22 protein-coding genes and 1 pseudogene are annotated in these 26,334 nt (G+C 70.3%); 9 read left to right on the forward strand and 14 right to left on the reverse strand.

The annotated features are described in order from the left end of the window. The first annotated feature begins 59 nt into the window (after positions 1-59). Positions 60-635, forward strand: coding sequence for a pyridoxamine 5'-phosphate oxidase family protein (locus ACSC1Q_RS10645; protein WP_436758498.1), 576 nt, complete (start codon positions 60-62; stop codon positions 633-635). Positions 636-839: 204 nt separating this feature from the next. After that, positions 840-1,718 (forward strand): WD40 repeat domain-containing protein, encoded by an 879-nt coding sequence (locus ACSC1Q_RS10650; protein WP_436758499.1) that lies wholly within the window; start codon positions 840-842, stop codon positions 1,716-1,718. Positions 1,719-1,753: 35 nt separating this feature from the next. Here the strand turns inward: ACSC1Q_RS10650 and htpX are convergent, their stop codons facing one another. The 7 genes and pseudogenes from htpX to ACSC1Q_RS10685 form a co-directional block, all read right to left on the reverse strand. Next, positions 1,754-2,605, reverse strand: coding sequence for a zinc metalloprotease HtpX (gene htpX, locus ACSC1Q_RS10655; protein WP_362849734.1), 852 nt, complete (start codon positions 2,603-2,605; stop codon positions 1,754-1,756). Positions 2,606-2,687: 82 nt separating this feature from the next. Then, positions 2,688-4,514 (reverse strand): proton-conducting transporter transmembrane domain-containing protein, encoded by a 1,827-nt coding sequence (locus ACSC1Q_RS10660; RefSeq protein WP_436758500.1) that lies wholly within the window; start codon positions 4,512-4,514, stop codon positions 2,688-2,690. After that, a complete protein-coding gene (locus ACSC1Q_RS10665; protein WP_436758501.1) occupies positions 4,511-6,373 on the reverse strand; it encodes a complex I subunit 4 family protein in 1,863 nt (620 codons plus the stop codon). The genes ACSC1Q_RS10660 and ACSC1Q_RS10665 overlap by 4 nt, the downstream gene beginning before the upstream one ends. Before the next feature lie 330 nt (positions 6,374-6,703). Further along, positions 6,704-8,884 carry an NADH-quinone oxidoreductase subunit 5 family protein gene (locus tag ACSC1Q_RS10670; protein WP_436758502.1) on the reverse strand — a complete coding sequence of 727 codons (2,181 nt, stop codon included), beginning with the start codon at positions 8,882-8,884 and terminating at the stop codon, positions 6,704-6,706. Positions 8,885-9,165: 281 nt separating this feature from the next. After that, positions 9,166-9,447: pseudogene (nuoK, locus tag ACSC1Q_RS10675) on the reverse strand (NADH-quinone oxidoreductase subunit NuoK); the annotation flags it as partial. A 1-nt stretch (position 9,448) separates the two neighbouring features. Next, positions 9,449-9,985, reverse strand: coding sequence for an NADH-quinone oxidoreductase subunit J family protein (locus ACSC1Q_RS10680; protein ID WP_350969080.1), 537 nt, complete (start codon positions 9,983-9,985; stop codon positions 9,449-9,451). Continuing rightward, a complete protein-coding gene (locus ACSC1Q_RS10685; protein WP_436758503.1) occupies positions 9,982-11,226 on the reverse strand; it encodes a NuoI/complex I 23 kDa subunit family protein in 1,245 nt (414 codons plus the stop codon). Before ACSC1Q_RS10685 ends, ACSC1Q_RS10680 begins: the two co-directional genes overlap by 4 nt. A 324-nt stretch (positions 11,227-11,550) precedes the next feature. Between ACSC1Q_RS10685 and ACSC1Q_RS10690 the strand changes: the two genes are divergently transcribed. Continuing rightward, positions 11,551-12,972: a serine/threonine-protein kinase gene (locus ACSC1Q_RS10690; RefSeq protein ID WP_436758817.1), complete on the forward strand. Its 1,422-nt coding sequence runs from the start codon at positions 11,551-11,553 to the stop codon at positions 12,970-12,972. 85 nt (positions 12,973-13,057) lie between these two features. Here the strand turns inward: ACSC1Q_RS10690 and ACSC1Q_RS10695 are convergent, their stop codons facing one another. The 5 genes from ACSC1Q_RS10695 to ACSC1Q_RS10715 form a co-directional block, all read right to left on the reverse strand. After that, positions 13,058-13,996: a hypothetical protein gene (locus ACSC1Q_RS10695; protein WP_436758504.1), complete on the reverse strand. Its 939-nt coding sequence runs from the start codon at positions 13,994-13,996 to the stop codon at positions 13,058-13,060. A gap of 125 nt (positions 13,997-14,121) precedes the next feature. Continuing rightward, positions 14,122-15,084, reverse strand: a complete 963-nt coding sequence (gene nuoH / locus ACSC1Q_RS10700) for an NADH-quinone oxidoreductase subunit NuoH (protein WP_495573943.1) — start codon at positions 15,082-15,084, stop codon at positions 14,122-14,124. Between the two features lie 93 nt (positions 15,085-15,177). Further along, positions 15,178-15,816: an NADH-quinone oxidoreductase subunit C gene (locus tag ACSC1Q_RS10705; RefSeq protein WP_436758819.1), complete on the reverse strand. Its 639-nt coding sequence runs from the start codon at positions 15,814-15,816 to the stop codon at positions 15,178-15,180. Beyond that, a complete protein-coding gene (locus tag ACSC1Q_RS10710; RefSeq protein ID WP_436758505.1) occupies positions 15,809-16,306 on the reverse strand; it encodes an NADH-quinone oxidoreductase subunit B in 498 nt (165 codons plus the stop codon). Before ACSC1Q_RS10710 ends, ACSC1Q_RS10705 begins: the two co-directional genes overlap by 8 nt. 75 nt (positions 16,307-16,381) lie before the next feature. Next, the gene (locus ACSC1Q_RS10715; RefSeq protein ID WP_436758506.1) at positions 16,382-16,753 is read right to left on the reverse strand and encodes an NADH-quinone oxidoreductase subunit A; all 372 of its coding nucleotides are present in this window, start codon (positions 16,751-16,753) and stop codon (positions 16,382-16,384) included. A 396-nt stretch (positions 16,754-17,149) separates the two neighbouring features. Here ACSC1Q_RS10715 and ACSC1Q_RS10720 point away from each other — a divergent pair, with 396 nt between their 5' ends. The 5 genes from ACSC1Q_RS10720 (at position 17,150) to ACSC1Q_RS10740 (ending at position 23,171) form a co-directional block, all read left to right on the forward strand. Further along, positions 17,150-18,592: a polysaccharide deacetylase family protein gene (locus ACSC1Q_RS10720; protein WP_436758507.1), complete on the forward strand. Its 1,443-nt coding sequence runs from the start codon at positions 17,150-17,152 to the stop codon at positions 18,590-18,592. Between the two features lie 69 nt (positions 18,593-18,661). Beyond that, a complete protein-coding gene (locus ACSC1Q_RS10725; RefSeq protein ID WP_362698292.1) occupies positions 18,662-18,751 on the forward strand; it encodes a putative leader peptide in 90 nt (29 codons plus the stop codon). A gap of 214 nt (positions 18,752-18,965) precedes the next feature. After that, positions 18,966-20,819: a 2-oxoacid:acceptor oxidoreductase subunit alpha gene (locus ACSC1Q_RS10730; protein WP_436758508.1), complete on the forward strand. Its 1,854-nt coding sequence runs from the start codon at positions 18,966-18,968 to the stop codon at positions 20,817-20,819. Beyond that, positions 20,812-21,885, forward strand: a complete 1,074-nt coding sequence (locus tag ACSC1Q_RS10735) for a 2-oxoacid:ferredoxin oxidoreductase subunit beta (RefSeq protein WP_436758509.1) — start codon at positions 20,812-20,814, stop codon at positions 21,883-21,885. The genes ACSC1Q_RS10730 and ACSC1Q_RS10735 overlap by 8 nt, the downstream gene beginning before the upstream one ends. Positions 21,886-22,244: 359 nt before the next feature. Beyond that, a complete protein-coding gene (locus ACSC1Q_RS10740; protein WP_436758510.1) occupies positions 22,245-23,171 on the forward strand; it encodes an NAD-dependent epimerase/dehydratase family protein in 927 nt (308 codons plus the stop codon). A gap of 54 nt (positions 23,172-23,225) precedes the next feature. Here ACSC1Q_RS10740 and ACSC1Q_RS10745 read toward each other — a convergent pair whose 3' ends face one another. Next, positions 23,226-23,975, reverse strand: a complete 750-nt coding sequence (locus ACSC1Q_RS10745) for a hypothetical protein (RefSeq protein WP_436758511.1) — start codon at positions 23,973-23,975, stop codon at positions 23,226-23,228. A 657-nt stretch (positions 23,976-24,632) separates the two neighbouring features. Between ACSC1Q_RS10745 and ACSC1Q_RS10750 the strand changes: the two genes are divergently transcribed. Next, on the forward strand, positions 24,633-25,286 hold the full coding sequence (locus ACSC1Q_RS10750) for a hypothetical protein (RefSeq protein WP_436758512.1): 654 nt from the start codon (positions 24,633-24,635) through the stop codon (positions 25,284-25,286). A gap of 78 nt (positions 25,287-25,364) precedes the next feature. Here ACSC1Q_RS10750 and ACSC1Q_RS10755 read toward each other — a convergent pair whose 3' ends face one another. After that, positions 25,365-26,297 carry an HNH endonuclease gene (locus tag ACSC1Q_RS10755; RefSeq protein WP_436758513.1) on the reverse strand — a complete coding sequence of 311 codons (933 nt, stop codon included), beginning with the start codon at positions 26,295-26,297 and terminating at the stop codon, positions 25,365-25,367. Positions 26,298-26,334 lie beyond the last annotated feature (37 nt).

Here is a 26,334-nt window from a genome sequence, read left to right on the forward strand (position 1 = left end):
CGGAGGTAATACCGGACGCGGTGCCGACCGGCGAACGACGAAGAATTATCGTCCTGTCCATGGGGAAAATTCATGACAGGATCAACGACCGGCTGCGTGAGTTCATCGGAGCGCAGCCGGTCTACTTCGTGGCGACGGCTCCCGAGCAGGGCGGCCACGTCAACATGTCCCCCAAGGGGTACGCCGACACCTTCGCCGTTCTCGATGACACCACCGTCGCCTACCTGGACCTGGACGGCAGCGGGGTGGAGACCATCGCCCACCTCCGCCAGAACGGCCGCATCACGGTCATGTTCTGCGCCTTCTCCGGCCCTCCCAACATCCTCCGCCTGTACGGCACCGGCCGGGTCGTCGTACCGGAGAGCCCCGACTTCGCGACGCTGATCAAGAATTTCGGCCCGCATCCGGGGGTGCGGTCGATCATCGTCGTCGACTGCGACCGCATCGCCGACTCCTGCGGCTTCTCGGTGCCGTTCATGTCCTTCGACAAGGACCGGACGCTGCTGGACGAGTGGGCGGGACGCAAGGACGTCCAGCAGCGTCGTACTCACCGGGCGCGGAAGAACCGCGAGAGCATCGACGGCGTCCCCGGCCTTTCCGCGGAGGAGACCGACCCGGTCACGCAGCACTCCTGAGCCGACCGGCCCGCGTCCTCCCCAGGACCGGCCTCCACGGGAGGCCGGTCCTGGGACGGCCGTACCAGGGAGGTGCCCGGGTCGGATGACACTCACGGCGACACCGCCGACCGGCCTTCCCCGAGGCGTACAGTGAGCCCGTACTCGACGGACACCCCCCGTATGTCCGGAAGACGGGGGGCCTCAGTGGAGTTGTTCTGCCGCGTGAGCGTTTGCGTCGGCGCGGTCGCCGTGGTCATGGGCGCGGGCGTTCCCGCGGAGGCCGGGGGCGCGAGACCTCCGGTCCGGTACGCGGGACTCGACGGGTGCGTCTGCGCCCCGTGGAAACTCTGGATACGCGGCGGCGGGGTGGTCGCCCTCCCCGACGCCCGGGTGTTCTCCGTGGGCAGGCGACGAGCACCGCTGGCCCTGTCGCCGAACGGCAGGCATGTCGCGTACTTCCAGCTGGGGGACGGGGCGCTGGTGGTGCTGGAGGTGGCGACCGGCGAGGTGCGCGCGGTGCCGGGAGTGACGTGGTCGAACGCCATGCGCGCGGCGCGGGTCGAACTCTCTCCCGGCGGGCGGTACGCGGTGCTGGGCGTCGGCGGGGAGCATCGGATCCTGGACACGTACAGCGGGGAGAGCATCCCGGTGCCCCTTGGCCTGCGACCGTGGAGTTTCAGCCCTGACGCGAGATTCGTACTCGTGGTGGACGACGCGTTCCAGGCGGGGATCTACTCGATATCGCCCTTCGCCGAGCGGGGGCGCGTCCCGGTGGGGGGCGCGCTCGGCCCGGACGGCGAGGTCGTCGCCCACTTCACCGCGCGCGACGCGGGGATCCGCCTGTGGGATGTGCCCACCGGCGGCATTCCCCGGCGCGACCCCATCGCCGTGCCCGTCGACAGGACCCCGACCCGGATGCGCTGGAACAGCGTGGGCCACCTCGACCTGCAGACGGTCGTCCCGCGCAGGCTCAGGAAGGGGGGCGGCACCCGCTACACCTGGTATCGGGTCGACCAGGAGTGGGGCGGCACGGAACGGGTGGGCGGCTTCGTCGTGCCCGGATCCGTCCACAACCCGATCGTCACCGGTCTGACTCCCTGACCCGCCACGGGCGCGATGGTTGTCGGAGCCCGAGGTCAGCGGCGGTAGCCGGCCATGCGCTCCAGGCGGGCGACGCGCTCGGCGGTGGGCGGGTGGGTGGAGAACATCCGGCCGATCCCGGCACCGCGGAAGGGGTTGGCGATCATCAGGTGGGAGGCGGAGGCGATCCGGCCGTTCTCCGGGAGGGGCAGCTGGCGGGTGCCCATCTCGATCTTCCTCAGCGCCGAGGCGAGGGCGAGCGGATCGCCCGTCAGCCGGGCACCGGACTCGTCCGCCTGGTATTCACGGGAGCGGGAGATGGCCATCTGGATCATTCCGGCCGCGACCGGGCCGAGCACGATCATGAGGATCGCGCCGATGAACCCGGGTCCCTCGTCCTCGTCCCCGCCGCCGAAGAACAGGCCGACGTAGCCGAGGTAGGTGATCATCGTGGCGAGCGCGCCCGCCACCGAGGAGATCAGGATGTCACGGTTGTAGACGTGGGAGAGCTCGTGCCCGATGACCCCGCGCAGCTCGCGCTCGTCGAGGAGCTGGGTGATCCCGTACGTCACGCAGACCGCGGCGTTGCGGGGGTTGCGCCCCGTCGCGAAGGCGTTGGGCTGCATGGTCGGCGAGACGTAGAGCCGGGGCATGGGCTGACGGGCCTCGGTGGAGAGCTCGCGCACGATCCGGTAGAGGAGTGGCTGCTCGACCTCGCCCACCGGCCGGGCGCGCATGGCGGACAGCGCGATGCGGTCGGAGAAGAAGTAGGCGACGCCGCTGGTCGCCAGCGCGACCAGGACCGCGATCTGCACGCCCGCGCCGCCTCCGAACCACGCCCCCACCACGATGATCACCGCGGACAGCGCGCCGAGAAGGACCGCGGTACGCAGACCGTTGTGGTGCACTACACCCCCCTCTCGGTTGATGCCGATTCACCTGTGACAACGTCTCCGGCCAGGCCGAACGTTCCCGGATGGTCCGGATGGTTCAGCCCGCGGCGATGAGTGCCGCGGGGACGAGATCGAGGACCAGCTGGGGGGCGACCGAGAACGCGATCGCGACGATCCCGGCCGCCGCGACCGCCACACTCGCGGGTATCCACCCGGCACCGCGACCGCCCGTCTCCGCGCTTCCCGTTACGACGCCGCCTGTCGTGACGCTTCCGGGCAAAGCCCTGCCCGTCGTGGCGCTTCCTGTCACAGCACTCCCGGTCACGGCACCGCCCGTCGTGGCACTCCCGGTCGCAGGGGTCCCGGTCACGACGCTCCCGGTCACCGGGCTGCCCACCATGGCGCCACCGGTCACCGCGCCCCCGGTCACCGCGGCCGGAGTGAAGATCCGCACAACCCAGGCGACGTAGTAGTAGAGACCGACGACCGTGTTGACCGCCATCACGGCGGCGAGCCAGCCACCGCCTCCGCCTTCACCTCCGCCGAGGAGCTCCCGGAACACCACGATCTTGGCGAAGAGCCCGGCCAGCCCCGGGGGCAGGCCCGCCAGGCAGATCAGGAAGAAGGCCATCGCCAGCCCGGCCGCCGGGCTCCGGAACGCCAGGCCCCGGTAGTCGTCCAGCTCTCCCCTGCCCGCCCTCCTCGACACCAGGGTGACAACGGCGAACGCCCCGAGGTTCATCGCCGCGTAGAAGACCAGGTAGGCGATCGAGGCGTTCATCGCCTCGTCGCTCCTGATGCCGAGGGGCGCGAGGATGTAGCCCGACTGGGCGACGGACGACCAGGCGAGCAACCGTACGGCGTGGCGCTGGCGCATGGCCAGGAGGTTGCCGACGGTCATGGTCAGCGCGGCGAGGATCGCGACCAACGGGACCCAGGTGGCCCCCTGCCCGCCCAGGGCGACGACCAGGATGAGGATCAGCCCCGCGAACCCCGCCGCCTTGGAGATGACGGAGAGCAATGCCGCGACGGGGATGGGCGCGCCCTGGTAGACGTCGCCCGCCCACGCGTGGAACGGCACCACCGCGATCTTGAAGGCGAACCCGGCGAGGACCAGGACCACGGCCACGGTGACCACGGCGGGCAGGTCGTAGCCGATCTGCAGCGAGGAGCTGTAGGCGGTGCCGTCGCCGCCCGGGGTCAACCCCCGACCGGCGGCGCCGTCCTGTCGCAGGACGTGGGCGATTCGGTCGAGGTAGACGGTGCCGGTCGTCCCGTACAGCAGGGAGACCCCGAAGAGCATCACCGCCGTGGAGACCACGGAGACCAGGAAGAGCTTGACCGCCGCCTCGGAGCTGCGGCCGTCGTAACGCTTGAGCGCGGTGAGCGCGAACACCGGCAGCGAGACGAGCTCCAGCGCGACCACCAGCATGATCAGGTCGCGGGAGGCGGGCAGGGCGACGGCACCCGCCAGCGTGCAGAGCAGCAGGAAGTACCACTCTCCGACGGGGATGTCCCCGGAGGAGAGCTCGGCCGCCGACAGCAGCACCACGACGATCCCGGCGGCCAGCGCGAGCCCCGCGAAGACGAGTGTGAAGTCGTCGACCACGAACGAGCACGGCGCCACGGCGGTCGTGGACGCGGTCGGCTCGGTGACCGGGGGGACGATGGCGCCGATCACCGCGCGGGAGGAGCCGAGCAGCCCCTCGGGCACGCAGAAGGTTCTCAGCGGGTCTCCGGTGCGTACGGCCTGGGAGATCACCACCGCCAGGGCGCCGATCACCCCGGCCAGCGTGACCGCGCCGAGTGCCGTCCGGACGTACGGCCGGTGAGGCAGGAAGGCGTCCAGGAGCAGCACGAGCCCGGCGGTGAGGGCGAGGATCAGCGGCGGCGCGACAGCGTAGTAGTCGATCGACTGGATCACGGCGCGCCCACCAGGGTCCGGACCACCGGATCGGTGAGGAGGAGGAGCGCCTTGGGCCAGAGCCCGAACAGCAGGATCAGCGCGATCAGCGGCACCCAGGCGGCCAGCTCGTAGCCTGTGACGTCGGGCATGCGCGACCTGGCCGTGCTGCCCGCACTCGTCGCTCCCACAACCACTCGTGTAGTCGTCCCTGAGGCCCCCGAAGTGCCCGACGCCGCCGGAGTCGCCGGAGTCGCCGGAGTCGCCGGAGTCGCCGGAGTCGCCGGAGTCGCCGGAGTCGCCGGAGTCGCCGGAGTCGCCGGAGGGGAAGCGTCTCCCCCGCCGACGGTTGCCATGAAGGGCCCCTCCTTCTCCGTCGCCTCGGCGGCAGGGGCGCCGTCCTCGTGGTCGCTCTCCTCCTCGGTCGGGCCCGTGGAGGGAAGGCCGCCCGCGGTGGCCGCGGCGAGGAGCGGGACATGGATGGTCTCGGTGCCCCGGCCGTGGGTGACGCGGGAGAGCATGAGCAGGAAGTAGGCGGCGGTCAGCACCGTACCGAGACCTCCGAGGGCCATGAAGACCAGGTAGAGGGGGCGGGACAGACCCGCGGCCGGTTCGAAGGCACCGAGGAGGGCCAGCATCTCGCCCCAGAAGCCCGCCAGTCCCGGCAGCCCGAGCGAGGCTACGCAGGCGAAGGTGAGCAGGGAGGCGAGGTGGGGAAGGCGGGTCAGCATGCCACCGCCGAGGGCCGGCATGTCGGAGGTGCCGTAACGCTCCTTGATCGCTCCGGCGACGAAGAACAGCAGGGCGGTTATGAGACCGTGGGCGATGTTGCCGAACAGGGCGCCGTTGATCCCGGCCGGAGTGAGCGTGGCGAAGCCCAGGAGCACGAACCCCATGTGGCCGACCGAGGAGTAGGCGATCATCCTTTTGAGGTCGCGCTGAGCGAGACAGGCCAGCGAGCCGTAGACGATGCCGACCACCGCGAAGGCGCCGAGCCACGGGGCCGTCGCGGCGGCGCCGTCGGGCAGGATCGGGATCGCGACGCGGGCGAAGCCGTACGTGCCCATCTTGAGCAGCACCCCTGCCAGGAGCACCGAGCCGACGGTCGGCGCCTCGGTGTGGGCGTCGGGCAGCCAGGTGTGCAGCGGCCACATCGGGGTCTTCACCGCGAAACCGATGCCGACGGCCAGGAAGGCGATGGTCTGCACCGCGGGGGACATGCCCGTTCCGCGTGCCCGCGCGAGGGCGGTCATGTCCAGGGTGCCGGTCTGCGACCAGATGAGCAGCAGGCCGAGCAGGAGGACCACCGAGCCGAGCAGGGTGTAGAGGATGAACTTGATCGCCGCCGCCCGGCGGGCGCGCCCGCCCCAGATGGCGATCACGAAGTACATCGGGATGAGGACGACCTCGAAGAACACGAAGAACAGCAGCAGATCGAGCGCGAGGAAGGTGCCGATCATGCCCACTTCGAGGACGAGCAGCGTGAACACCAGCGCCCGCGGCCGGTTGCCGCCGGGCCGGGGACTCAGCAGCTGTCCGGGGCCGTCGGCGCGCCCCCGGCACAGGTAGACGAAGCAGAGGAAGGTCAGCAGCGTGGTCAGCGCGACCAGCGGCAGCGAGATCCCGTCCACGCCGAGGTGGAATCTGAGGTCGAGACCGGGGATCCAGGCGAGGTCGGTCACGAACTGCGTTCGAGCGGCGTCACCGTGGTCGAACGCGGCGACCAGCACCACCGATAGCGCGAACGTGAGGCCGGAGACGACCAGGCCGTGCACCCTGAGCAGCCGCCCCCTGGCCGCGGCGTCCGCCCCGAACGGTGCGAGCAGCGCGGCGGCTCCGGCGAGTGGCACGCCGAGAAGCGCGATCAGCACCCAGCTCATGGTGTGACCACCTCACCAAGGTTCGGCCCCGGCTTCAGCCTTGAGTTCGCCTCGGCGCCCGACCCTGGGGCCGGCTTCGCATGCGACGCCGAGTCCTGGTCCGGGTTCGATGTCAGGTCCAGGTCCAGGTCCAGGTTCGATGTCGGGTTCGGGTCCGGCGTCGGGGCAAGGCTCGGGTTCGGGTCCGGCGTCGGGTACGGGTCCAGGCCCGAGTCCGGGTACGGGTCTGGTCCTGTGTTCGGTCGCGGAGAGGAGGTCAACGGCGTGTCACCGCCAGGCGGATGAGGAGCAGCACGACGAGTGCCACGATGCCCCAGAACAGCAGAGAGATCATCTAAAGATCACCGCCCCGGCCGCGATCAGGAGGACTCCGGCCAACAGGCCGGTGACGTAGAGCTGGGCGTTGCCGTTCTGTACCAGGCGAAGCAGCCCCGCCAGGCCTAGGGTCGCCCGGCCCGAGCCGCGTACGGCACCGTCCACCACGCGACCGTCGGCGCGGACGACGATGCGTGCGATGAGCAGCACGGGCCGGACGAAAAGCCCGGTGTAGACGGAGTCGACGTGGAAGGCCCGCTCGCAGGGGCCCCTGAAAGGACCGAGCAGGCGAGCCGGGTCGGCCAGGGGGTCGGAGCGCCACGCGGCGTAGACCGCTCCCGCCCCCAGCAGCGCCACCGCGAGGCTGAGGAGGGCGGCGTCCCAGTGGACGTCGCCGACGCGGGCGAAGCCGAGGAGCAGGGCTGGAACGGCCAGGACGAGAATGGGCCAGCGCATGGTGGCCGGAGCCTCGTGAACGGCGGTGTGGGTGGTGTGAGCGGTGCGGACGGCGTGCGACGCACCGGACGCGGGCTGGGAATGAGGCCCCGGCAGGGACTGGGGCTCAGGCTCGGACTGGGGCTGGGGCTCGAACTGGGGCTGGGGGGCGCGCTGTCCGAAGAAGGTCCGCAGCCACGCGCGGGTGGCGTAGGCGCCGGTCACCGCGACCGTGGCGAGGGCGCAGCCGTAGAGCAGCAGGGCCGAGGCGCCCGTCAACGGCCCCGAGGACAGCGAGTGCTCGATGGCCACCAGCACCTCGTCCTTGCTGAAGAAGCCGCTGGCCGGGGGCAGGCCCATCAGCGCGGCGAAGCCGATCGTCATCGCGGCGAAGGTGACGGGAAGCTCCTTCCTGAGGCCTCCCATCGTGCTCATCAGGTTGGAGCCGACCGCGTGGATCACCGCTCCGGCGCAGAGGAAGAGGAGCGCCTTGAAAGCGCCGTGGGTGATCAGGTGGAAGACCGCGGCGCTCCGGGACCCGGCGGCGAGGGCACCGGCCATGTAGGCGAGCTGGCTGATCGTGGAGTACGCGAGGACGCGTTTGAGGTCGTCCTGGGCCAGGGCGGCGAGGGCCGCGCCGAGCATGCCGATGGCGGCCAGGACCGCGAGGACGTCCAGGGTGGGACGGGCACCGAGGAAGACCGGGTAGAGCCGGGCGACGACGAAGATGCCCGCTGCGACCATGGTGGCCGCGTGGATGAGGGCGCTGATCGGTGTCGGTCCGGCCATCGCGTCGGGGAGCCAGACGTGCAGCGGCACCTGGGCGCTCTTCCCCGCGACCCCGGCCAGCAGCAGCATGGTCGCGGCGATGAGCGTGCCGGACGACATCTCGGGGACCCCGGCGATGACGTCGGCGATCCTGAAGCTGCCCGCCGCCGTGCCGAGGACGAAGATGCCGAACAGGAATCCGACGTCGCCGATCCGGGTGACGAGGAACGCCTTGATCGCCGCCCGCGAGTTGGCCCTGTCTTCCCACCAGTGCCCGACCAGCAGGTAGGAGCACAGGCCCATGATCTCCCAGCCCACGTAGAGGACCAGGAGGTCGGCCGCGTAGACGACCAGCAGCATGGCACTGGTGAACAGGCTGATGAAGGAGCTGTAGGACGGGTAGCGCCGGTCACCGCGCATGTAGCCGACGGAGTAGATCTGCACCGCCAGCGCGACCACGACGACCAGCACGGCGATCGACGCGGCGAGGCCGTCGACCAGCAGCCCGACCGAGATCGGCACCGAACCCGTCTCGATGACGGTGAACGTCGCGGTGACACCGTCGATCGCCCCCTGCCCCCCTGGCCCGGCCGGGGCGGACGGCTCGACCCCGCCCCCGCCGGTAGCGGCCCAGGTGGCGTAGGCCAGCCAGATCGCCAGGGCGGCGGAGATCGCGGTGGGCACCACGGCGATCCAGGCGGCCCGGCGGCCGGCGGCGGTGTCGGCTTTGACCTTGGAGACGTCGATCTTGGAGACGTCGGTGTTGGAGGTGTCGGAGATGTCGGCCTTGAGAGCGCCAGTCGTTGGAGCGTCGGCCTTGAGAGCACCAGCCCTGAAAGCGCCGGCCTTGGGAGCGTCGGCTTGGAGGGGGGCGCCGTCACCGGTCTTCGGGGGCGTCACTCCGTGGAGGCGCCGGGGGAAGCGGGAGCCGAGAAGGCCGGTGGCCGCCGCGAGGAAGGGCAGCAGGATCACGAGCGAGGCGATAGTGATCATGGCGCGTCACCCGGCCTGGTGTCCGCCTCGGGGCCGGTCTCGGGCCGGGACCGGCGCGTGTCGGTCTCGGTCTGAGGAGGTGACTGGGTCCGGGTGAGCGTCTGCGGCAGGCTCCGGGACTCGGCCGGGGGCTGGTTCCGAGGTGGGGAGGGGGAACCGGTGTCGCCGGGATCGGCGTCGGTGAGGCCGGTGCCAGTGTCGGTGGGGCCGGTGTCGGTTGAGTCGGTGCCAGGGGCGGTGGGGCCGGACGTGTCGGTGAGGTCGGACAGGGAGCGGAGGCGGTCGAGGTCGACGGTCTGGCGGTTGCGGTAGAGCGCGAGGATGATCGCGAGACCGAGGCCGACCTCGGCGGCGGCGATCACGATGACGAACAGCGTGAGGACCTGCCCGCCGTGCAGCCGGTCGCGCAACCACACGTCGAAGGCGACCAGGTTGAGGTTGACGGCGTTGAGCATGAGCTCGACGGACATCAGCACGAGGATCGTGTTGCGGCGGGCGAGCACTCCGTACACGCCGATGGAGAACAGCAGCGCCGAGACGACCGCGGGATAGACGACGTGCACGTCAGTCCCTCCCGCGGATGTCCGTGCGGGACAGGACGATGGCGCCGATCAGGGCCGCCAGCAGCAGGACCGAGAGCGCCTCGAACGGGAGCACCCAGTTACGGAAGATGCTGGCACCGAGCTCTCCGGCCGAGCCGCCACCGGGCTCAAGCGGGACGTAGGCCATGCGGAAGCCGTCGACGACGACGGTGACCAGCACGGCCGCGGTGGCGATCGCCACGATCGCCGCGGTCGGACGGTTCGGACTGTCGAGGTCGGCGCTCCTGCCGATCGGGGCGCGGGTGAGCATGATGCCGAACAGGAGCAGGACCACGATCGCGCCGACGTAGATCAGCACCTGGACCCAGGCGACGAACTCGGCGGTGAGCACCAGATAGCACCCGGCCAGCGCGCCGAAGCAGACGACCAGCCACAGGGCAGCGTGGACGAGCTGCCTGGTGGTCACGACGAGCAGCGCCGACCCGACGGCCACCGCGCCCAGCAGGAGGAAGACGATCTCCTGCCCGGTCGGCGACAGGTAGGACGGCACCTCGGTCACTTCTCCTCCTCGGGCTCTCCGCTCGGATCCGTGGGAGGAGTCTGCTCCGGTGTGGCCGTCGCCGGAGGTGCTTCACCTCCGCCTGTGGATAACTTCTCGACGGATGACCCGCCTGTGGACGGATCGCTTTTCTTCGGGAGGGCCCCCGGTGGCCGGATGGCCCGGACGCTCGCGTGCCCCGCCGAGGTGGCCGGTCTGGACGGCCTGCCCGGGGACGGACCTCGCCGGGCGGGCGGCGCCTCGGGGGTGCTGGGGGTGCCGGGAGCGGGTGAGGCGGAGGGCGAGGACGGCGAAGCCTCGGATGGCGAAGGCCCTGATGGCGAAGACGGGGCACCGGGTGCGGGCGCTTCGGAGCCGGAAGCGGACGTTCCAGGACCCGGCGGGAGGCCGGGACCGGAGCCGGAGCGGGGGCCGGCGGAGGAAGCCGGGGTTCCGGCTGCTCCGGGCGTTCCTGCTGTTCCAGGCGTTCCTGCTTCTCCGGGTGTTCCGACCACTCCGGGCGTTCCTGCCGTTCCGGGCGTTCCTGCTTCTCCGGGTGTTCCGGCCGCTCTGGGCCTTCCGGCTGCTCCAGGCGTTCGGGCTGCTCCGGACGTTCCGGGTGGGGAAGCCGGCGCGCCAGGCGCGGAGGCCGCGGGACCCGAACCGGCCGTGGGACCGGGATCGGGACCAGAGCCGGGGCCAGGGCCGACCGCGGAGCCGGAACCTGCCGTGGGACCAGGACCGACCGCGGGGCCGGTCCTGGCTCCGGAAGCGGCCCCGGCCGCAGGAGCGGCGGCAGCGGGAGCGGGACGGGGGCGGACCGGCCTGGAGGTGGCCGCCAGTTCCTTCGGCGGATCGGCGTTGGGCTCGTGGGCCGGGGGCGGCGGGACGGTCTGGGCCCAGGCGGCCAGCTTGTCCTTCTCATGAAGAAGATTGCGGATGTCGCCTTCGGCGTACTCGAACTCCGGAGACCAGAACAGCGCGTCGAACGGGCAGACCTCGATGCAGATCCCGCAGTACATGCACAGGGAGAAGTCGATCGCGAAGCGGTCGAGCATGTTGCGGGCCCGGGGACGGCCGCCTTCCGGGGCGGGGAGGGTCTCCTTGTGGGAGTCGATGTAGATGCACCAGTCGGGGCACTCGCGGGCACAGAGCATGCACACCGTGCAGTTCTCCTCGACCAGCGCGATCACCCCCCTGCTCCTCGGGGGCAACTCCGGCCGGACTTCGGGATACTGCTGGGTCACCGACCTGCGCAGCATGTGGCGAAGGGTGATGGAAAGCCCCTTCGCCAGTCCCACTCCTGGTATCCGTGCCACAACTCAACATCATGGCGCACAGCGGGGCGCTCGGGAATGCGTGGGCCCCGGAGACCGCCGCGGTAAGGGGGATCGGCCGGGGAGCCAAGTTATCCACAGAAGTTATCCACAGACTGTGTGTTCGATAATCGTCCACCACCCACAGGCTCGCCATCGAAGCGACTGCGGACCTCCTGAAAAAATCGTATTGTTCGCCACATGTCCCACCAGTACGGGCCGGCCTGGCAATCACAACCACCGGCGCGATCCAATATGGCGTTGAGCGTCGTGTGGGCATTGGTACCCCTGCTGACCTGCGGCGTGGGGACGCCGTTCGTCATCGGCCACGCCGCCCGCCGGTTGCGGAGCCCGTTGCTGGCCGTCGCCGCCGCCGTCTACGGTCTCGGCGTCGGCGTCTTCGTGGTCGTCGCGGCGATCTACGGGGACTCCGGCCACACCCCGGTCACGCTGGACGTCATCGGGACGATCGGCCTGTTCGGCAGCTGGATCGGCGGGCTGGGCCACGCGCTGATCCTCAGGGGGTCGGTCTTCCGGCAGGACCCCTCCCGCGAGTTCCAACCCGGGCCGCCTCCCGGGTACGGCCACGTCCAGGGCCCGTCCCAGATGCCGCCGTACCAGACGGGTCCCACCGCGACCTCGATCATGCGCCCGGCCGCGCAAGGGGCACAGCCGCACTACCAGGAGCACCCGCACCACGGCGGGTACCAGCGTCCGCCACAGCCCCACCATGACGGCCGGCAGCCGCAGTACGCGCCCCAGTACACCCAGGGCCGCTTCGCGCAGGGCCCGCCCACGCATCCTTCGCAGGGTCCCCCCTTCGTTCAGGGTCAGCCCACCCACACCTCACACGGTCCCCAGGCCCCCTTCACGCAGGGCCGGCCCGGCCACACCTCGCAGGTCCACAACGCCCCGGCCTCGCAGGGCTGGCTCGGGCCGTACCGGCTGATCGGCAGCCTGGGGAAGGGCGGCCAGGGAACGGTTCACCTCGCGCTCAACCCGCAGGGGCAGAAGGTCGCGATCAAGGTCCTGCACGAGCACTTCAACGGCAACCAGGTGGTCAGGGAGCGGTTCCTGCGCGAGGTGGAGGCGACCCGCAGGGTGGCGACGTTCTCCACGGCACGGGTGCTCGACGTGAACATCAACGAGGACCAGGCGTACGTCGTCAGCGAGTACGTGGAGGGCGACTCCCTGGAGCAGCTGGTCCGCGACAGGGGCCCGCGCGACGGGGACGGCCTGACCCGGCTGGCCCTGGCCACGGCGGGCGCGCTGGCCGCGATCCACCGGGCCGGCGTGGTGCACCGGGATTTCAAACCGGCCAACGTGCTGATCGGCGCCGACGGCCCCCGCGTGATCGACTTCGGTATCGCCCGAGCCCTCGACCAGGTCACCGCGACGTCGGGCAACATCATGGGCACCCCCGCCTACATGTCCCCCGAGCAGCTCGCCGGCGAGGCGATCGGCCCGGAGACCGACGTGTTCAGCTGGGCCGCGACCATGATCTTCGCCGCCTCGGGGAAGGTGGCCTTCGGGGAGGACACCATCCCCGCGATCCTGAACCGGGTGATCAACCACCAGCCGGACCTGGCGGCCCTGCCCCAGTCGTTGCGCCCGCTGGCCGCCGCCTGCCTGGACAAGCGACCGGGCAACCGGCCCACGGCCTCCGACATCATGCTGCGGATCGTGCAGTAGGGGGTCGCGATCACCGCCGGCCACACCGAGACCCGGCCTCAGGGACCCTCAGGGACCTCAGGGACCTCAGGGACCTCAGGGACCTCTAGGGAACCGCGTCCTTCGCCCGTGTCGTCAGGTCCAGGTACTCGTCACGGGTCAGCGCGCGGATCGCCAGCCCCAGATCGTTCCCGGTGGCGAAGCGCTCGACGTCCTCGGCGTCCCACCGTCCCGGCAGGTGGAACAGATCCCCGCCCACCACCAGGCCGGTCACCCCGGACTCCGCCGAGTACAGCAGCAGCTCGGACGCGTCCAGCTCGCGGGTCCTGCGCGCGGTCTCCAGCAGCAGGCGGCCGTGGACGACCACCAGGCGGCAGTGCGGCTGGCCCTCGCGCCTGAGCACGCGTCCCTGGACCGTCTGGTTGCGGGACCGGCGGCGGCCGACCCCGACCACGACGACGGCCCCGGCGACCGTCAGCGCGGCCAGCACCAGGGCGGCGATCCCGAGCGCGCCCATCCCCCGGGTGACGTCGGCGCGGGTCTCGGTCAGGTTGAGGAGTACGAGCGCCACGAAGACCGCCCCGTAGGCGAGCACCGCCCACATGAGCACGTACAGCAGCTGCTCGCGCCACCACACCTTCGGCGAGCTCAGAGGAGGTCTGAGGCTTCTCACGCCGGGCACGCGCAGGCGCGGCAGGGGCGCGGGCGCCCGGCGCCAGGTCACCGCGCGCCACCTCGGCGACCTGCGGGCGAGGGCGACCCTGGCCCGCTGCGGGGTGTCGAACGCCCGGAACTCGAACTCCAGCCCGTTGTCGGCGGCGAACGCCTTCACCGCCCTCTTCGACCGGGACCCCGGGGCCTCCAGCATGACCAGCCCGGACTCGTCGAGCACCGCCAGGCCGTATCTCGTCCTCCCCCTGCCGGGATAGCCGAAGATCAGCAGCGTGCTCGCCCGGCCCTCTCCGGCGAGCGGCAGCCGCACCGGCGGATGTTCCGGCACGTCGACGACCAGTTCATCCTTTTCCACGGCAAGCGCGAGGGTCATGCGTTCCGTCCTTGGCAGGTGGTGTCACAGAGTGTATTTACTCCCTGCCCTGCGTGGGCACTTCGAACGTCTGATCGTCCGGTACGGCGGCCCGGACGATGCGGGAAGGGCCGGGAGGAAGGAGTTCATCCCGCGGCGACCCTGACGATTCCCGTCAGTGCCAGCTGGACGAGGGCCAGCGGTACCAGCCCGACCCAGGCGAGCCGCTGCAGCTGGTCCTCGCGGAGACGGGGGTAGCTCACCCGGAGCCAGATGATCAAGAAGACCAGCAGGAAGACCTTGAGGAGCATCCACACCGGCCCCGGCAGGAACGGGCCGTGCCAGCCGCCGAGGAAGAGCACGCTGGTGAGCGCGGACACCACGACGATCCCGGCGTACTCGGCCAGCATGAACAGGGCGAACCGCATGCCGGTGTACTCGGTCATCGGGCCCATGATGATCTCGGAGTCGGCGATCGGCATGTCGAACGGCGGGCGGCGGAGCTCGGCGAGCCCGGCGACGAAGAAGACCACGCCGCCGATCGCCTGCCAGGGCAGCCACCACCACTGCCAGGCCTCCACGATGCCCGGCAGGGAGAGCGTGCCCGCCGCCATCGCGACGCTGGAGGCCGCGAGGACCAGCGGCAGCTCGTACGACATGAGCTGGGCCGCCGAGCGCATCCCGCCCAGGACGGAGTACTTGTTGCCCGACGACCACCCGGCCATGATCGAGCCGAGCACGCCGACCCCCATCACGGCGAGGACGAAGAACAGCCCGGCGTCCAGGTCGACCCCGACCAGCCCGGGTCCGACGGGGATGACGACCATCACCAGGAGATAGGGGACCAGCGCCACGCCGGGGGCCAGGCTGAAGACCCGGCGGTCGGCGGCGGTCGGGATCACCTGCTCCTTCTGCATGAACTTGACCCCGTCGGCGATCAGCTGGGCCCAGCCGTGGAAGCCCCCGGCGTACATGGGACCGAGGCGCGACTGCATGTGCGCCATGACCTTGTGCTCCATCTGCCCGGCGACCAGCGGCAGCACCAGGAAGACCGCGACGATCACGACGAGCCGTACCGCGACGTCGAGCACCTCGGCGATCACGGGCACCTCCGGTCCTCCGGGGGAAGCCCCCGGCCGTCACGGGTATCACGGATCGCGCGGGTTTCACGGGCATCGCGGCGGGGCGGCCGCCGGAGGGTCTCAGGTGCCACGTTCGCGCCCCCAGTCGGCGGGCACCCCCGGCGGGAGCGTCTTGCGGCGGCTCGGCGAGCCGCCGCCGGACTCCCCGGGCTCCTTCGCCCCCGGCCAGGCCTTGGCGACCCGGGCGGCGAGCACGAAGTCCTTGCGCAGCGGGTGGCCCTCGAAGCCCTCGGGGAGCAGCAGCGGCACCAGGTTCGGGTGGCCCTCGAAGACGACACCGAACATCTCGAAGGTCTCGCGCTCGTGCCAGTCGGCTCCGCGGAAGACACCGACCGCGCTGGGCAGCCGGGGGTCGGCGCGCGAGACCCGGGTGCGCAGCAGCAGGTGGGCGTGCGAGCCGGGGGCGAAGAGGTGCGCGACCACCGCGAACGCCTCCGGCGGCTCGTCCACCGCGGTCAGCCAGTCGAAGAACTCGTAGCCCCCGGCCCTGGCGGACTCCAGCAGGCCGATCCAGCCGCCGGGATCCACGTCGACCGTGGTCTGGCCGAAGGACTCCGACACCCGGGCGCCCTCACCGTACGCGAAACCGCTCGCGGAACCGGGCGCGGGTTCGGGCGTGGAACCGGACGCGGGTTCGGGCGTGGGTTCGGGTACGGAGCCGGGCGTGGCGGGGTGAGGGGGTTCGGGCAGGTCAGGCATAGCGGTCACCCAGGTTCTCCGCGGCGATCTTCTCCTGGAGCATCATGATGCCGTGGAGCAGCGCCTCGGGGCGAGGAGGGCAGCCGGGGACGTAGACGTCGACCGGGATGATCTGGTCGACGCCCTTGGTCACGCAGTAGGAGTCCCAGTACGGGCCGCCGGAGTTGGAGCAGGCTCCGAAGGAGATCACGTACTTCGGGTCGGGCATCTGCTCGTAGAGCCGCTTCACCGCGGGCGCCATCTTGTCGGTCACCGTGCCAGAGACGATCATCAGATCCGCCTGCCGAGGACCGTTGGCGAACGGGATGACCCCGAACCTCATGAAGTCGTGCCTGCTCATCGAGGTCGCGATGAACTCGATCGCGCAGCAGGCCAGACCGAAGTTGAACGCCCACAGCGAGTAACGGCGCCCCCAGTTGAGGATGAAGCGCATGGGTTTGGGAGCCAGACGCGAGACTGGCCCCACGGTGGGCATCGGGAGATCCGCCATGGCACGCATTCTCCTTCAGAGTCGGTACTCGCGCTCGCCCGGCCCTTCGAGCCCCGGGCCCGGCCTGCCGGGCTCTCAGGTCCAGGTGAGCGCGCGCTTGCGCCAGGCGTAGAGGATGCCGAGCGCGATGAAGCCGAGGAAGACGAACATCTCGACCAGGGTGGTCGCCCCGAAGCCGGGGGCGGCGAAGACCGTCGCCCAGGGGAACAGGAAGACCGCGTCCACCGCGAAGACCACGTACAGGTAGGTGAACACGTAGTAGCGGATCTGGGACTGGGCCCAGCCGTCGCCGACCGGGTCGACGCCGCACTCGTAGGTGAGCAGCTTCTCCGGGGTGGGACGGTTCGGCCGGAGCCCCCGGTTGACGAGCAGTGCCCCGGCGACGATGAGCAGGCCGATCGCGAACAGCGCGAGGACCACCACATAAGAGCCGAAATATCCGCTCATGGCCTCTCCTCCTCAGGACGCCACCCCGAACGCCTCAGGACCGCCGCCCCGAACCTCTCGGGATCGTCGCCCGAACGCTCCAGGACCGCCGCCCCGAACGCTCCAGGACCCGCCGTACGAGGCCCTCCGCCCTACCTACAGAGAACCCCTATCCACAGAGAGCCCTCCTACGGAGTCCTGCCTACAGCAGTCCTACCTATAGCAGTATCCGCGTCTCCCGTCACGCGCGGAAACATCTCCCACCACGCGGGGAAAGCCTCCCCTCACGCGGGGAAACCGGCGGGCGCGGAACGCTAAAGCCTCCGTCCTCTTAACATCAAGATAGGGCAAATACCCTATTGGCCCATATAGCGTTATTTTATGCCTAAAGTGCGATTCGGCGGAGGAATCGCGTTGATGGCCGCAATGATGACCGGTTGCGGCGTAGCCACCGCCTCCCCCCACGTGGATCCCCCGGTTCCCTCGGAGCCGACACTGATCAACTACGTGGACCCCTCCATGGTCCAGGGCCTGAGCACGAGAAGCCTGAACTCGGGAGAGAGCAGAGGCCGTCGCGTGCACGCCACCTACCCGGCCATCGCCGAGGCCCCCCGGCTCACCGAGAAGCTCCTCAAGACGGTGACCGGGAGTCTGGGCCGGTTCACCCGGCAGGCCGTCCCCGCGGGCGCCCTGCCCACCCCCGAGTTCAACGTGGACTGGCAGCTCGCCGCCGCGTCCCCCGAGGTCCTGGGGGTACGGCTGCGCATCGGCCAGTCCATGGGCTCCGGCTGGAGCGAGTCACGGACCACCGTCTGGTACGACCGGGCGAGCCGGCACGCCCTGGACTCCCGCGATCTCCTCAAGGACGACGCGGCGCTGACCACGCTGGCCGGGATCGTCAGGAGCGAGCTGGCGCTGCGGGGGCCGCTGGTGAACCCCAACGCGCTCAGGCCGGACCCCTCGATGTTCGACTCCATCGGCTTCAACCCGCGCGGCGACCTCGTCGTGGAGTTCGACGACAAGCAGGTGGGCCTGGGCGTCGCGGGCCGGGTCGCGGTCGCCGTACCGTCCGCGACCGCGACGCCGCTGCTGTCGGCGACCGGGCTGCGGGCGCGGCGGGCCTCCGTGGGGACCGCGACCCTCACCTCGCAGGAGGACATGCTCGCGGCGAGCGGGGACAAGCCCGCGGCGCGCAGTTCCATGGCGGGCACCGTGGACTGCGCGAAGGTCAAGTGCGTGGCGCTGACCTTCGAGGACGGGCCTGGCCCCGAGACCGGGCGGCTGCTCAACATCCTCGGCGCCCACCGGGCGAGGGCGACCTTCTTCGCCCTCGGTTCCAACGCCTCCGCGCGACCCGAGCTGCTGCGGCGGATGCGTGACGAGGGACACCTGGTGGCCAACCACAGCTGGTCCCACCGCGACCTCACCGCGCTGCCCTCCGCCATGCTCGCCGACCAGCTCTCCCGCGCGCAGCACGCGATCGTCCAGGCGATCGGCCAGGTGCCCACGCTGATGCGCCCGCCGTACGGCGGGACCGACGAGCAGGTGGCCTCCGTCGCGCGCCGGCTGGGCATGTCCGTGGTGCGCTGGAACGTGGACGCCGCGGACCAGCACGACTCCGACCCCCGGGCGATCGCCCGCCGGACCGTCGCCCAGGTCAAGCCCGGGTCGATCGTCCTCATGCGCGACTTCCACCACGCCACCGTCGACGCGGCCCCCGCCATCCTGCGCGATCTCGGCGCGAGGGGTTATACCTTTGTCACTGTCCCGGAGCTGTACGGCCCGCGCGCGATGGAGCCGGGCCGGACCTACGACTCCGGAGCCGTGTCGGCGGTGCTGGACAAGCAGGCCCTGTCATAACCTGAGGCTATGGGGCCATAGCCGGAGGCGATGAGAGCGTCTTCGCGACGGGACATATAGTTGGGCATCGTGATCCCAACCGTCCTCTTCGGCCGCCTGCACGTCGACCTGTGTCGGCTCGCGGCCGGGCTGTGTCGGGCCGACCGTCTGCGATCGTGACTCCCCCGTAGGCCGTCCGACGGCCACGGCGCGCGATGTCCGCGCCCAGCTTCGACTCAGTTTCGACTCAGCGGCCGTCAAGGATATGCGACAAAGGTCACTTTCCTTCGCCGAGTGGAACGCGAAAAGACTACGCGTGACCCCGAGGATCTAGCATGGAAAAAAGAATGTGCCACGAGCAACGGCGCCCTGTCGCGTCGAGGAGGACTGAGCTGTGACCAAGCAGGTTCAGCAACTCGACCGCGTGATCATCCGGTTCGCCGGCGACTCCGGCGACGGCATGCAGCTGACCGGTGACCGCTTCACGGCCGGGACCGCGGAGTTCGGCAACGACCTGTCGACGCTTCCCAACTTCCCGGCCGAGATCCGCGCCCCCGCGGGCACCCTGCCGGGCGTGTCGAGCTTCCAGCTGCACTTCGCCGACCACGACATCCTCACGCCGGGCGACGCCCCCAACGTCCTGGTCGCGATGAACCCGGCCGCGCTGAAGGCCAACCTCTCCGACCTGCCGCGCGGCGCCGACCTCATCGTCAACACCGACGAGTTCACCAAGCGCAACCTGCAGAAGGTGGGCTACGACGGCAGCCCTCTCGACGACGACTCGCTCGCCGAGTGGCGGGTCCACGCGGTGCCGCTGACCTCGCTGACGGTCAAGGCCCTCGAAGGCTTCGCGCTGTCCAAGAAGGACGCCGAGCGCTCGAAGAACATGTTCGCCCTCGGGCTGCTGAGCTGGCTCTACCACCGGCCCACCGAGGCGACGATCCAGTTCCTCGAAACCAAGTTCGCCAAGAAGCCCGACATCGCCAAGGCCAACATCGCCGCCTTCCAGGCGGGCTGGAACTACGGCGAGACCACCGAGTCCTTCTCGGTCTCGTACGAGATCAAGCCGGCCAAGCTCGCCCCCGGGGTGTACCGCAACATCTCCGGCAACCAGGCGCTCGCCTACGGCCTGATCGCCGCGTCGGTGCAGTCGAGACTGCCGCTGTTCCTCGGCTCGTACCCGATCACCCCGGCCAGCGACATCCTGCACGAGCTGTCCAGGCACAAGCGGTTCGGCATCCGTACCTTCCAGGCCGAGGACGAGATCGCGGGCGTCGGGGCGGCGCTCGGCGCCGCCTTCGGCGGGGCGCTGGGCGTCACGACGACCTCCGGGCCGGGTGTCGCGCTGAAGGCCGAGACCGTCGGCCTCGCGGTCACCACCGAGCTGCCGCTCATCATCGTCGACGTGCAGCGCGCGGGCCCCAGCACCGGCATGCCCACCAAGACCGAGCAGACCGACCTGCTGATGGCGATGTTCGGCCGCAACGGCGAGTCTCCGCTGCCGATCGTGGCGCCCTCGACCCCCTCCGACTGCTTCGACGCGGCGGTGGAGGCGGTCAGGATCGCGGTCAAATACCGCACCCCGGTCATGCTGCTCTCCGACGGCTACCTCGCCAACGGCTCCGAGCCGTGGAAGCTGCCCGACGCCGCCGACCTGCCCGACATCTCCACCGAGTTCGCCTCCGGGCCGAACGGCGAGGACGGCACGACCTTCCTGCCGTTCAAGCGCGACCCCGAGACCCTCGCCCGCCCCTGGGCGATCCCCGGCACCGCGGGCCTGGAGCACCGGATCGGCGGCATCGAGAAGGCCGAGAACACCGGCAACATCTCCTACGACCCCGGCAACCACGACCGGATGGTCCGGGTCCGGCAGGCCAAGATCGACGGGATCGCGAACGACATCCCGCCGCTCACCGTGGACGACCCCGACGGCGACGCCCGCGTGCTGGTGCTCGGCTGGGGGTCCACGTACGGGCCGATCGCGGCGGCCGTGCGGCGCATCAGGAGGTCAGGCGGCAAGGTCGCCCAGGCCCACCTGCGGCACGTCAACCCGCTTCCCGTCAACACCGGCGAGGTCCTGCGCTCGTACGACAGGGTCCTGCTGCCGGAGATCAACCTCGGCCAGCTCGCGCTGCTGCTCCGCGCCCGCTTCCTGGTCGACATCATCAGCTACAACCGAGTGCGCGGGCTTCCGTTCAAGGCCGAGGAACTTGCCGGCGTGATCCAGGACGTGATCGACAGTGAGTAGTGGTACCGAGTCGCCCGCGGTGTCCGTCCCCGGAAGGGGCGGGGCGCTTTCGCTGGTCCCGAAGTCCGAGGTCAAGCTCGGGATGAAGGACTTCAAGTCCGACCAGGAGGTGCGCTGGTGCCCCGGGTGCGGTGACTACGCGATCCTGGCCGCGGTCCAGTCGTTCGTGCCGGAGCTCGGGCTCAAGCGCGAGAACATGGTGTTCGTCTCGGGCATCGGCTGCTCCTCCCGGTTCCCGTACTACATGGACACCTACGGGTTCCACTCGATCCACGGCCGCGCCCCGGCGATCGCGACCGGCCTCGCGGCCTCGCGCCCCGACCTGTCGGTGTGGGTGATCACCGGTGACGGCGACGCGCTGTCCATCGGCGGCAACCACCTGATCCACGCGCTGCGCCGCAACGTCAACCTGAACATCCTGCTGTTCAACAACAGGATCTACGGCCTGACCAAGGGCCAGTACTCCCCGACCTCCGAGATCGGCAAGATCACGAAGTCGACCCCGATGGGCTCGCTGGACAAGCCGTTCAACCCGATCTCGCTCGCCATCGGGGCCGAGGCCTCCTTCGTGGCCAGGACCATCGACTCCGACCGCAAGCACCTGCAGTCGGTGCTGCGCGAGGCCGCCGAGCACCGGGGCACCTCCCTGGTCGAGATCTACCAGAACTGCAACATCTTCAACGACAACGCCTTCGAGCAGCTGAAGGACCCGGAGCGGCGCGACGACATCACGCTGCGCCTGGAGCACGGGCAGCCCATCGCCTCGGCGTCCAAGGCGGTGCGCAGGGCGGCCGACGGCGGCATCGAGGTCGTCCCGAGGTCGTCGGTGAGCGAGGACGAGATCCTCGTGCACGACGCCCACCGCGCCGACCCGTCGCTCGCCTTCGCGCTCTCCCGGCTGGACGAGCCCGCCTTCGAGCACGTCCCGATCGGCGTCTTCCGCAGCGTCGACCGGCCCTCCTACGACGAGCTCATGGCCGAGCAGCTCCAGGAGGCCATCGGCGAGCGTGGCCCCGGCGACCTGAACGACCTGTTGCTCGGCGGGGACACCTGGCGCATCGGCTGACGCCGCACCGCGTGGAACAGCGCTAGAACCCAGGGCCCGCTCCTCGGAGCGGGCCCTGGTCGTTTCCAGCCCCTTTCCGCAGTCCCCTTCACGGTGAATCGCCTTTTCGGGGGATTATCTCCGTCGTCGCCACGGCGCCCCGTACGGCAAGGTATGAATTTCCTTGGGCCGCACGGCTCGGCACGGCTCGGCACGGCTCCGTCCGGTTCCGCCTGGTTCGCGTGGTCCGTTCGGTCCGCCTGGTCCCCTGGTCCGCGTGGCGTCGCGCTTCGCCGTTCCCGCCGGCGGGAGGTCCGGCCCTTCACGCGGAAGCCATCCGGCGAAACTCGTCACGTACGGAAAGACCGAGGAGAGCGCCCATGCCGAGCCCGGCGAGTGAGGACCACTGGTGTACGAGGCCCGTGCTGGTGACGGGGGCCGGTGGCTTCATCGGGGCCCACCTGGTGCGGCGTCTGAGCGCCCTCGGCGCGCGGGTGCACGCGGTCAGCCGCCGGTCCAGGGAGAGCTCGGACGGCGAGACGTGGCACGTCGCGGACGTCGCCGACGCGGGCGCGATCGAGTGGCTCATCGGCTCGACCCGCCCGGCCGTCGTGTTCCACCTGGCCAGCGAGGTCGCCGGGGCGAGGGATCCGCGGCTCGTGCTGCCCATGCTGCGCAGCAACCTCACCAGCGTGGTCAACCTGCTGACGGCGGTCGCCGAGGTCCCCGAGACCAGGGTGGTGCTCGCGGGCTCGCTGGAGGAGCCCCGGCCCGAGGAGGGCGACCGGGCGCCGTCCTCGCCGTACGCGGTGTCCAAGTGGGCCGCCGACGGCTACGCGCGGATGTTCCACCACCTGTGGGGCGTCCAGGTGAGCAACCTGCGGATCGGCATGGTCTACGGGCCCGGCCGCCAGGACACCCGCAAACTGGTCCCCTACGTGGCGCTGTCGCTGCTGCGCGGCCGGACCCCCGAGCTCGGCAGTGGAACGCGCCACCTCGACTGGGTCTACGTCGACGACGTGGTCGACGCCTTCCTCGCCGCGGGCGAGACCCCGGAGGCGGCGGGCCGCGCCTTCGACATCGGCACGGGGACGGGCACCTCCATCAGCGACACCGCGGACCTGCTCTCCAAGATCGTCGGTGGCCGGGCTCGCCCCCGCTACGGCGTCCTCGCCGACCGCCCGCTGGACAGCGCCAGGATCGCCGACACGACCGCCGCCGCCGAGATCCTCGGCTGGCGGCCGACCGTGGGACTTGAGGAGGGCCTGCGGCGGACCGTCGACTGGTTCGCCCGCGAGAACGGCTGAGGGGGCGGCCGGGCCGCGCCCCCGAAGACGGCCCGCAGCGCGGGTGCTCCCGTGTCATCCGCCTCTCGGTGTGCCGTAGGGCACGGGCGGGCGTGGGCGGTGGCGGTGCCGATGGTAGGCCAGCACCACGACCACGGCCAGGCCGAACGGGACCACCCACGTGGCGATGACGGTCAGCGCGCGTAGCGGTGTCATCTCCCGTGCCGGGTTCTCCGCGCTCCGGGACGCTCCGGTCAGCCACGCCGACCGGGCGCCCTGGGCGCCGGGCAACGTGCCCCACCTCCGGCGCAGGTCCGCCTCGGTCGCGGTGCCGTAGGAGACGGTGGTGAAGTCGATGCCGCCGTAGAAGTAGGAGTAGCGGAAGCTACCGACCTCACGGGTGACCTTGAACTCACCCTTCTTGTAGGAGCGCACGTAGGCGTCGAAGACGTCGACCGGTTTCCACGCCTGGCGGGAAGTCCGGGGGCCGATGTCGCCGCTGTCGATCAGGGGCGTGAAGGTCGTGCTCGCCGTACGGCTGCGCTCGCGGTACCACTCGGCGGCCACGCGGCTGAGGTAGACGCGCCGCAGCGCCGCGTACTCGGGAGCGGTGTTGACCGCCTTCTCCACTCGGGACAGGATCATCTCGCGGAAGACCCGCTCCGACTGCCTGCTCTGCCGCTCGGACTGCCCCTCGCAGCCCTCCGGGAGGGCCAGGCCGGGGTCGCGGCCCGCGAGATACTCGTTCTCCAGCTTGACCCGCAGCGGCGCGTCGAGGATGTACAGCTCGTCGCCGCGCTCGTGCACGGTGGCCGGGCCCGGCACGATCCTTCGACGTCACGGCCGAGATCCGGGTCGCGGTCCATGATGTCGCGGTAGGAGAAGCCGACCTGGGCGATGGGGTTGCTGTAGGGGATGTGCGCGGCCGGGGCGCCGGGCTGGGCGAGACGGGGCGGCACGTATCCGGGCGGACACGGATCGGCCGTCCGCGTCTTCGACGCCGCCGGGGCCGCCGTCGCGGCGGACCCCGTCACTCCGATGACCGGAATCGCCAAGAATGCGATCCCCGCCAGAAACCGTGCCCTCGCCAGGCGCATGATCGACATTTTACATAGGCATTCCTGGGGTGGCCAGGAGAGCCTCGGCGGCTCTTTTGCGGAAATGACATCTATTCATCCGAGAACGGGGAGCCGTCTGCACCGGATATGACCTTTTCCCGTCGGACCGCTCTCGTGTCACGCCGTCCTTACGGCCGGATACCGCGCCCGGCGACCGTCCCGGATCTCGTGAAGGCGTGATCCACACAGGTCCGGGCCGGAACATCCGTATGAGCGGGAAGCGCTCGTCACGAGCCGAGAGGAAGCATCATGGAGACAGCGATTGAACGCCATTGACGAATAATGGCCGTGGGAGTTCTCGATGCTCCGTCGATATCGCCGACCGTCATTCTCCAGGTCGGCGCCCGGATTTTCCGTCGGACGGTTGATCGTGGTCGCGCTCGGCCTGGGCGTGGTCGTGGTGGCGCTCATCGCCGCCGCCGACCCGTACCGGCAGACTCGCGAGTTCCACGAGATCGTGACATGCGAGCGGAGAACCGGCGACTGCTTCGTCAGGGAGCGGGCCTCCATCGCCGGCCGACGCACCTACACCACGACGCACACCGACTCCGAAGGCCACACGAGTACGACCACACACCACGAGATCACCTGGCAGCGGGCCGAAGGCTACCGGCAGACCCGTGAGGTGTCATCGAGCCTCTACGAGAAGGCGCGGGAGGGGCAGCCGGTCACACTGCGGTCCTGGCACGAGGAGGTCGTCGGTGTGGAGGTGGCGGACAGGACGCAGTGGTTCCTGCCGGAGGTGGGCGGGACGCTCGGCAACTGGCTGCGCCTGGCCTTCCTCGGCCTCGGAATCCTGCTGTGGGGCCTGCTGTTCGGCTGGTGGGACGGGTTCTTCATGCTCGTCTGGCGCGCCTTCGCCTGGATGTTCATGAGCATCATGCCGGTGAACATGGCGACGCGTACCCTGGCCTACGACCTGAACACCGGATGGGCCCTCGTCCTGGACATCGTCCTGTGCGCCCTCTTCGTCGGCGTCCCCGCCTGGATGCTGCTCGGTTCACTCGATGACTGGTAGGTGGACGTGAGCCGGACAACACCGCTTTCAGGCGGGGGCTTCCGGTGCTTCCCTGACAGGCCGGAGATCAGGCGTGAGTCAGGACGCCAGAAACACCTCGTCGAGATGCCATTCGAGAATCTCGGGGTCGGGGCGGTCATGGCGGTGCTGGGGAAGGGCTATCTGACTTCCGGCGCGTCTGTAGAACTGCTCACCGTTCCCGAACTCCTCGCGAAGCCGTGGGCTGACCCGCAGCCGGTACGTGGGATCGACCGCCAGGTAACCGCGGTCGAAGAGGGTGTGGACGTCCGAACGCAGCAGCAGGCCGTTGTCCAGACGGTGCTCGCCCCCGGCGGAGACGGGACGGATGTGAGCGGCCTGCAGGACGGGACGGATCTTGTCACCGCTGATGGCGCAGCGCCGATCGTAGGCATTGAGCACGACGGCCTGGAACGCCTGCTGGCCGAGCCGTTGCGGGGTCAGCCGGGGGTCGCCGTAGGTCGGCCCGTCCCGGTGCCACGGCCTGGACAGGGTGAGTTCGACGACGGTCCCGAGCAACCTCGGGAACAACTCGTGGAAGTAATCCGCCTGGGGGTGGGACGCGAGGTCGTAGCTCTTACCCTGCACGAGGTTCGGAGCGAAGTCCGGCGGCTGGTCCGCGGGTGCGTCAAGAGGAAAGAAGCAGGTGTCACGCAGCAGAATGCACCCGATGATCGGATCCTCCCCCGCGGCGATCGGCTGTTTGCGGTACCGGCTCACCCTCTCGCGCATCCGCTGGAGACTCGTGGCACCGTTCGCCTCCCGGAAGATGTCCCACGCCTCGGAGATGCGGAGCCTCTCGAACCCGTTGAAGAACCCGCCGCCCACCACCCGGTTGTGCGGATGATGGGTCTTGAAGAAGAACGGCTCACCGGGACGCAGAGCCTGGAACCCGCCACCGGAAGGCCGCCAGAAATTGGCCTCGGTCAGCGCGGGACGCGCCGCGAGAAAACGATGCCACTCGCCATCGGTCACCCCGACGTACGTCTTCATGGGCCCCGATTGTGCATCCTGGTGACCATGCCCCGCC

The sequence above is a fragment of the Streptosporangium heterodermiicola genome, assembly GCF_051390675.1.
Taxonomy (GTDB): Bacteria; Actinomycetota; Actinomycetes; order Streptosporangiales; family Streptosporangiaceae; genus Streptosporangium.

What these genes read in the sequence shown, in the direction of transcription:
- ACSC1Q_RS10670 (WP_436758502.1), bottom strand. Translation starts at nt 8,884, where the DNA reads ATGATCACTATCGCCTCGCTCGTGATCCTGCTGCCCTTCCTCGCGGCG.
- ACSC1Q_RS10715 (WP_436758506.1), bottom strand. Translation starts at nt 16,753, where the DNA reads ATGAGCGGATATTTCGGCTCTTATGTGGTGGTCCTCGCGCTGTTCGCG.
- ACSC1Q_RS10645 (WP_436758498.1), top strand. Translation starts at nt 60, where the DNA reads ATGGGGAAAATTCATGACAGGATCAACGACCGGCTGCGTGAGTTCATC.
- ACSC1Q_RS10695 (WP_436758504.1), bottom strand. Translation starts at nt 13,996, where the DNA reads ATGACCCTCGCGCTTGCCGTGGAAAAGGATGAACTGGTCGTCGACGTG.
- ACSC1Q_RS10705 (WP_436758819.1), bottom strand. Translation starts at nt 15,816, where the DNA reads ATGCCTGACCTGCCCGAACCCCCTCACCCCGCCACGCCCGGCTCCGTA.
- ACSC1Q_RS10710 (WP_436758505.1), bottom strand. Translation starts at nt 16,306, where the DNA reads ATGGCGGATCTCCCGATGCCCACCGTGGGGCCAGTCTCGCGTCTGGCT.
- ACSC1Q_RS10685 (WP_436758503.1), bottom strand. Translation starts at nt 11,226, where the DNA reads ATGCTGCGCAGGTCGGTGACCCAGCAGTATCCCGAAGTCCGGCCGGAG.
- ACSC1Q_RS10665 (WP_436758501.1), bottom strand. Translation starts at nt 6,373, where the DNA reads ATGAGCTGGGTGCTGATCGCGCTTCTCGGCGTGCCACTCGCCGGAGCC.
- ACSC1Q_RS10720 (WP_436758507.1), top strand. Translation starts at nt 17,150, where the DNA reads ATGGCCGCAATGATGACCGGTTGCGGCGTAGCCACCGCCTCCCCCCAC.
- ACSC1Q_RS10740 (WP_436758510.1), top strand. Translation starts at nt 22,245, where the DNA reads ATGCCGAGCCCGGCGAGTGAGGACCACTGGTGTACGAGGCCCGTGCTG.
- ACSC1Q_RS10755 (WP_436758513.1), bottom strand. Translation starts at nt 26,297, where the DNA reads ATGAAGACGTACGTCGGGGTGACCGATGGCGAGTGGCATCGTTTTCTC.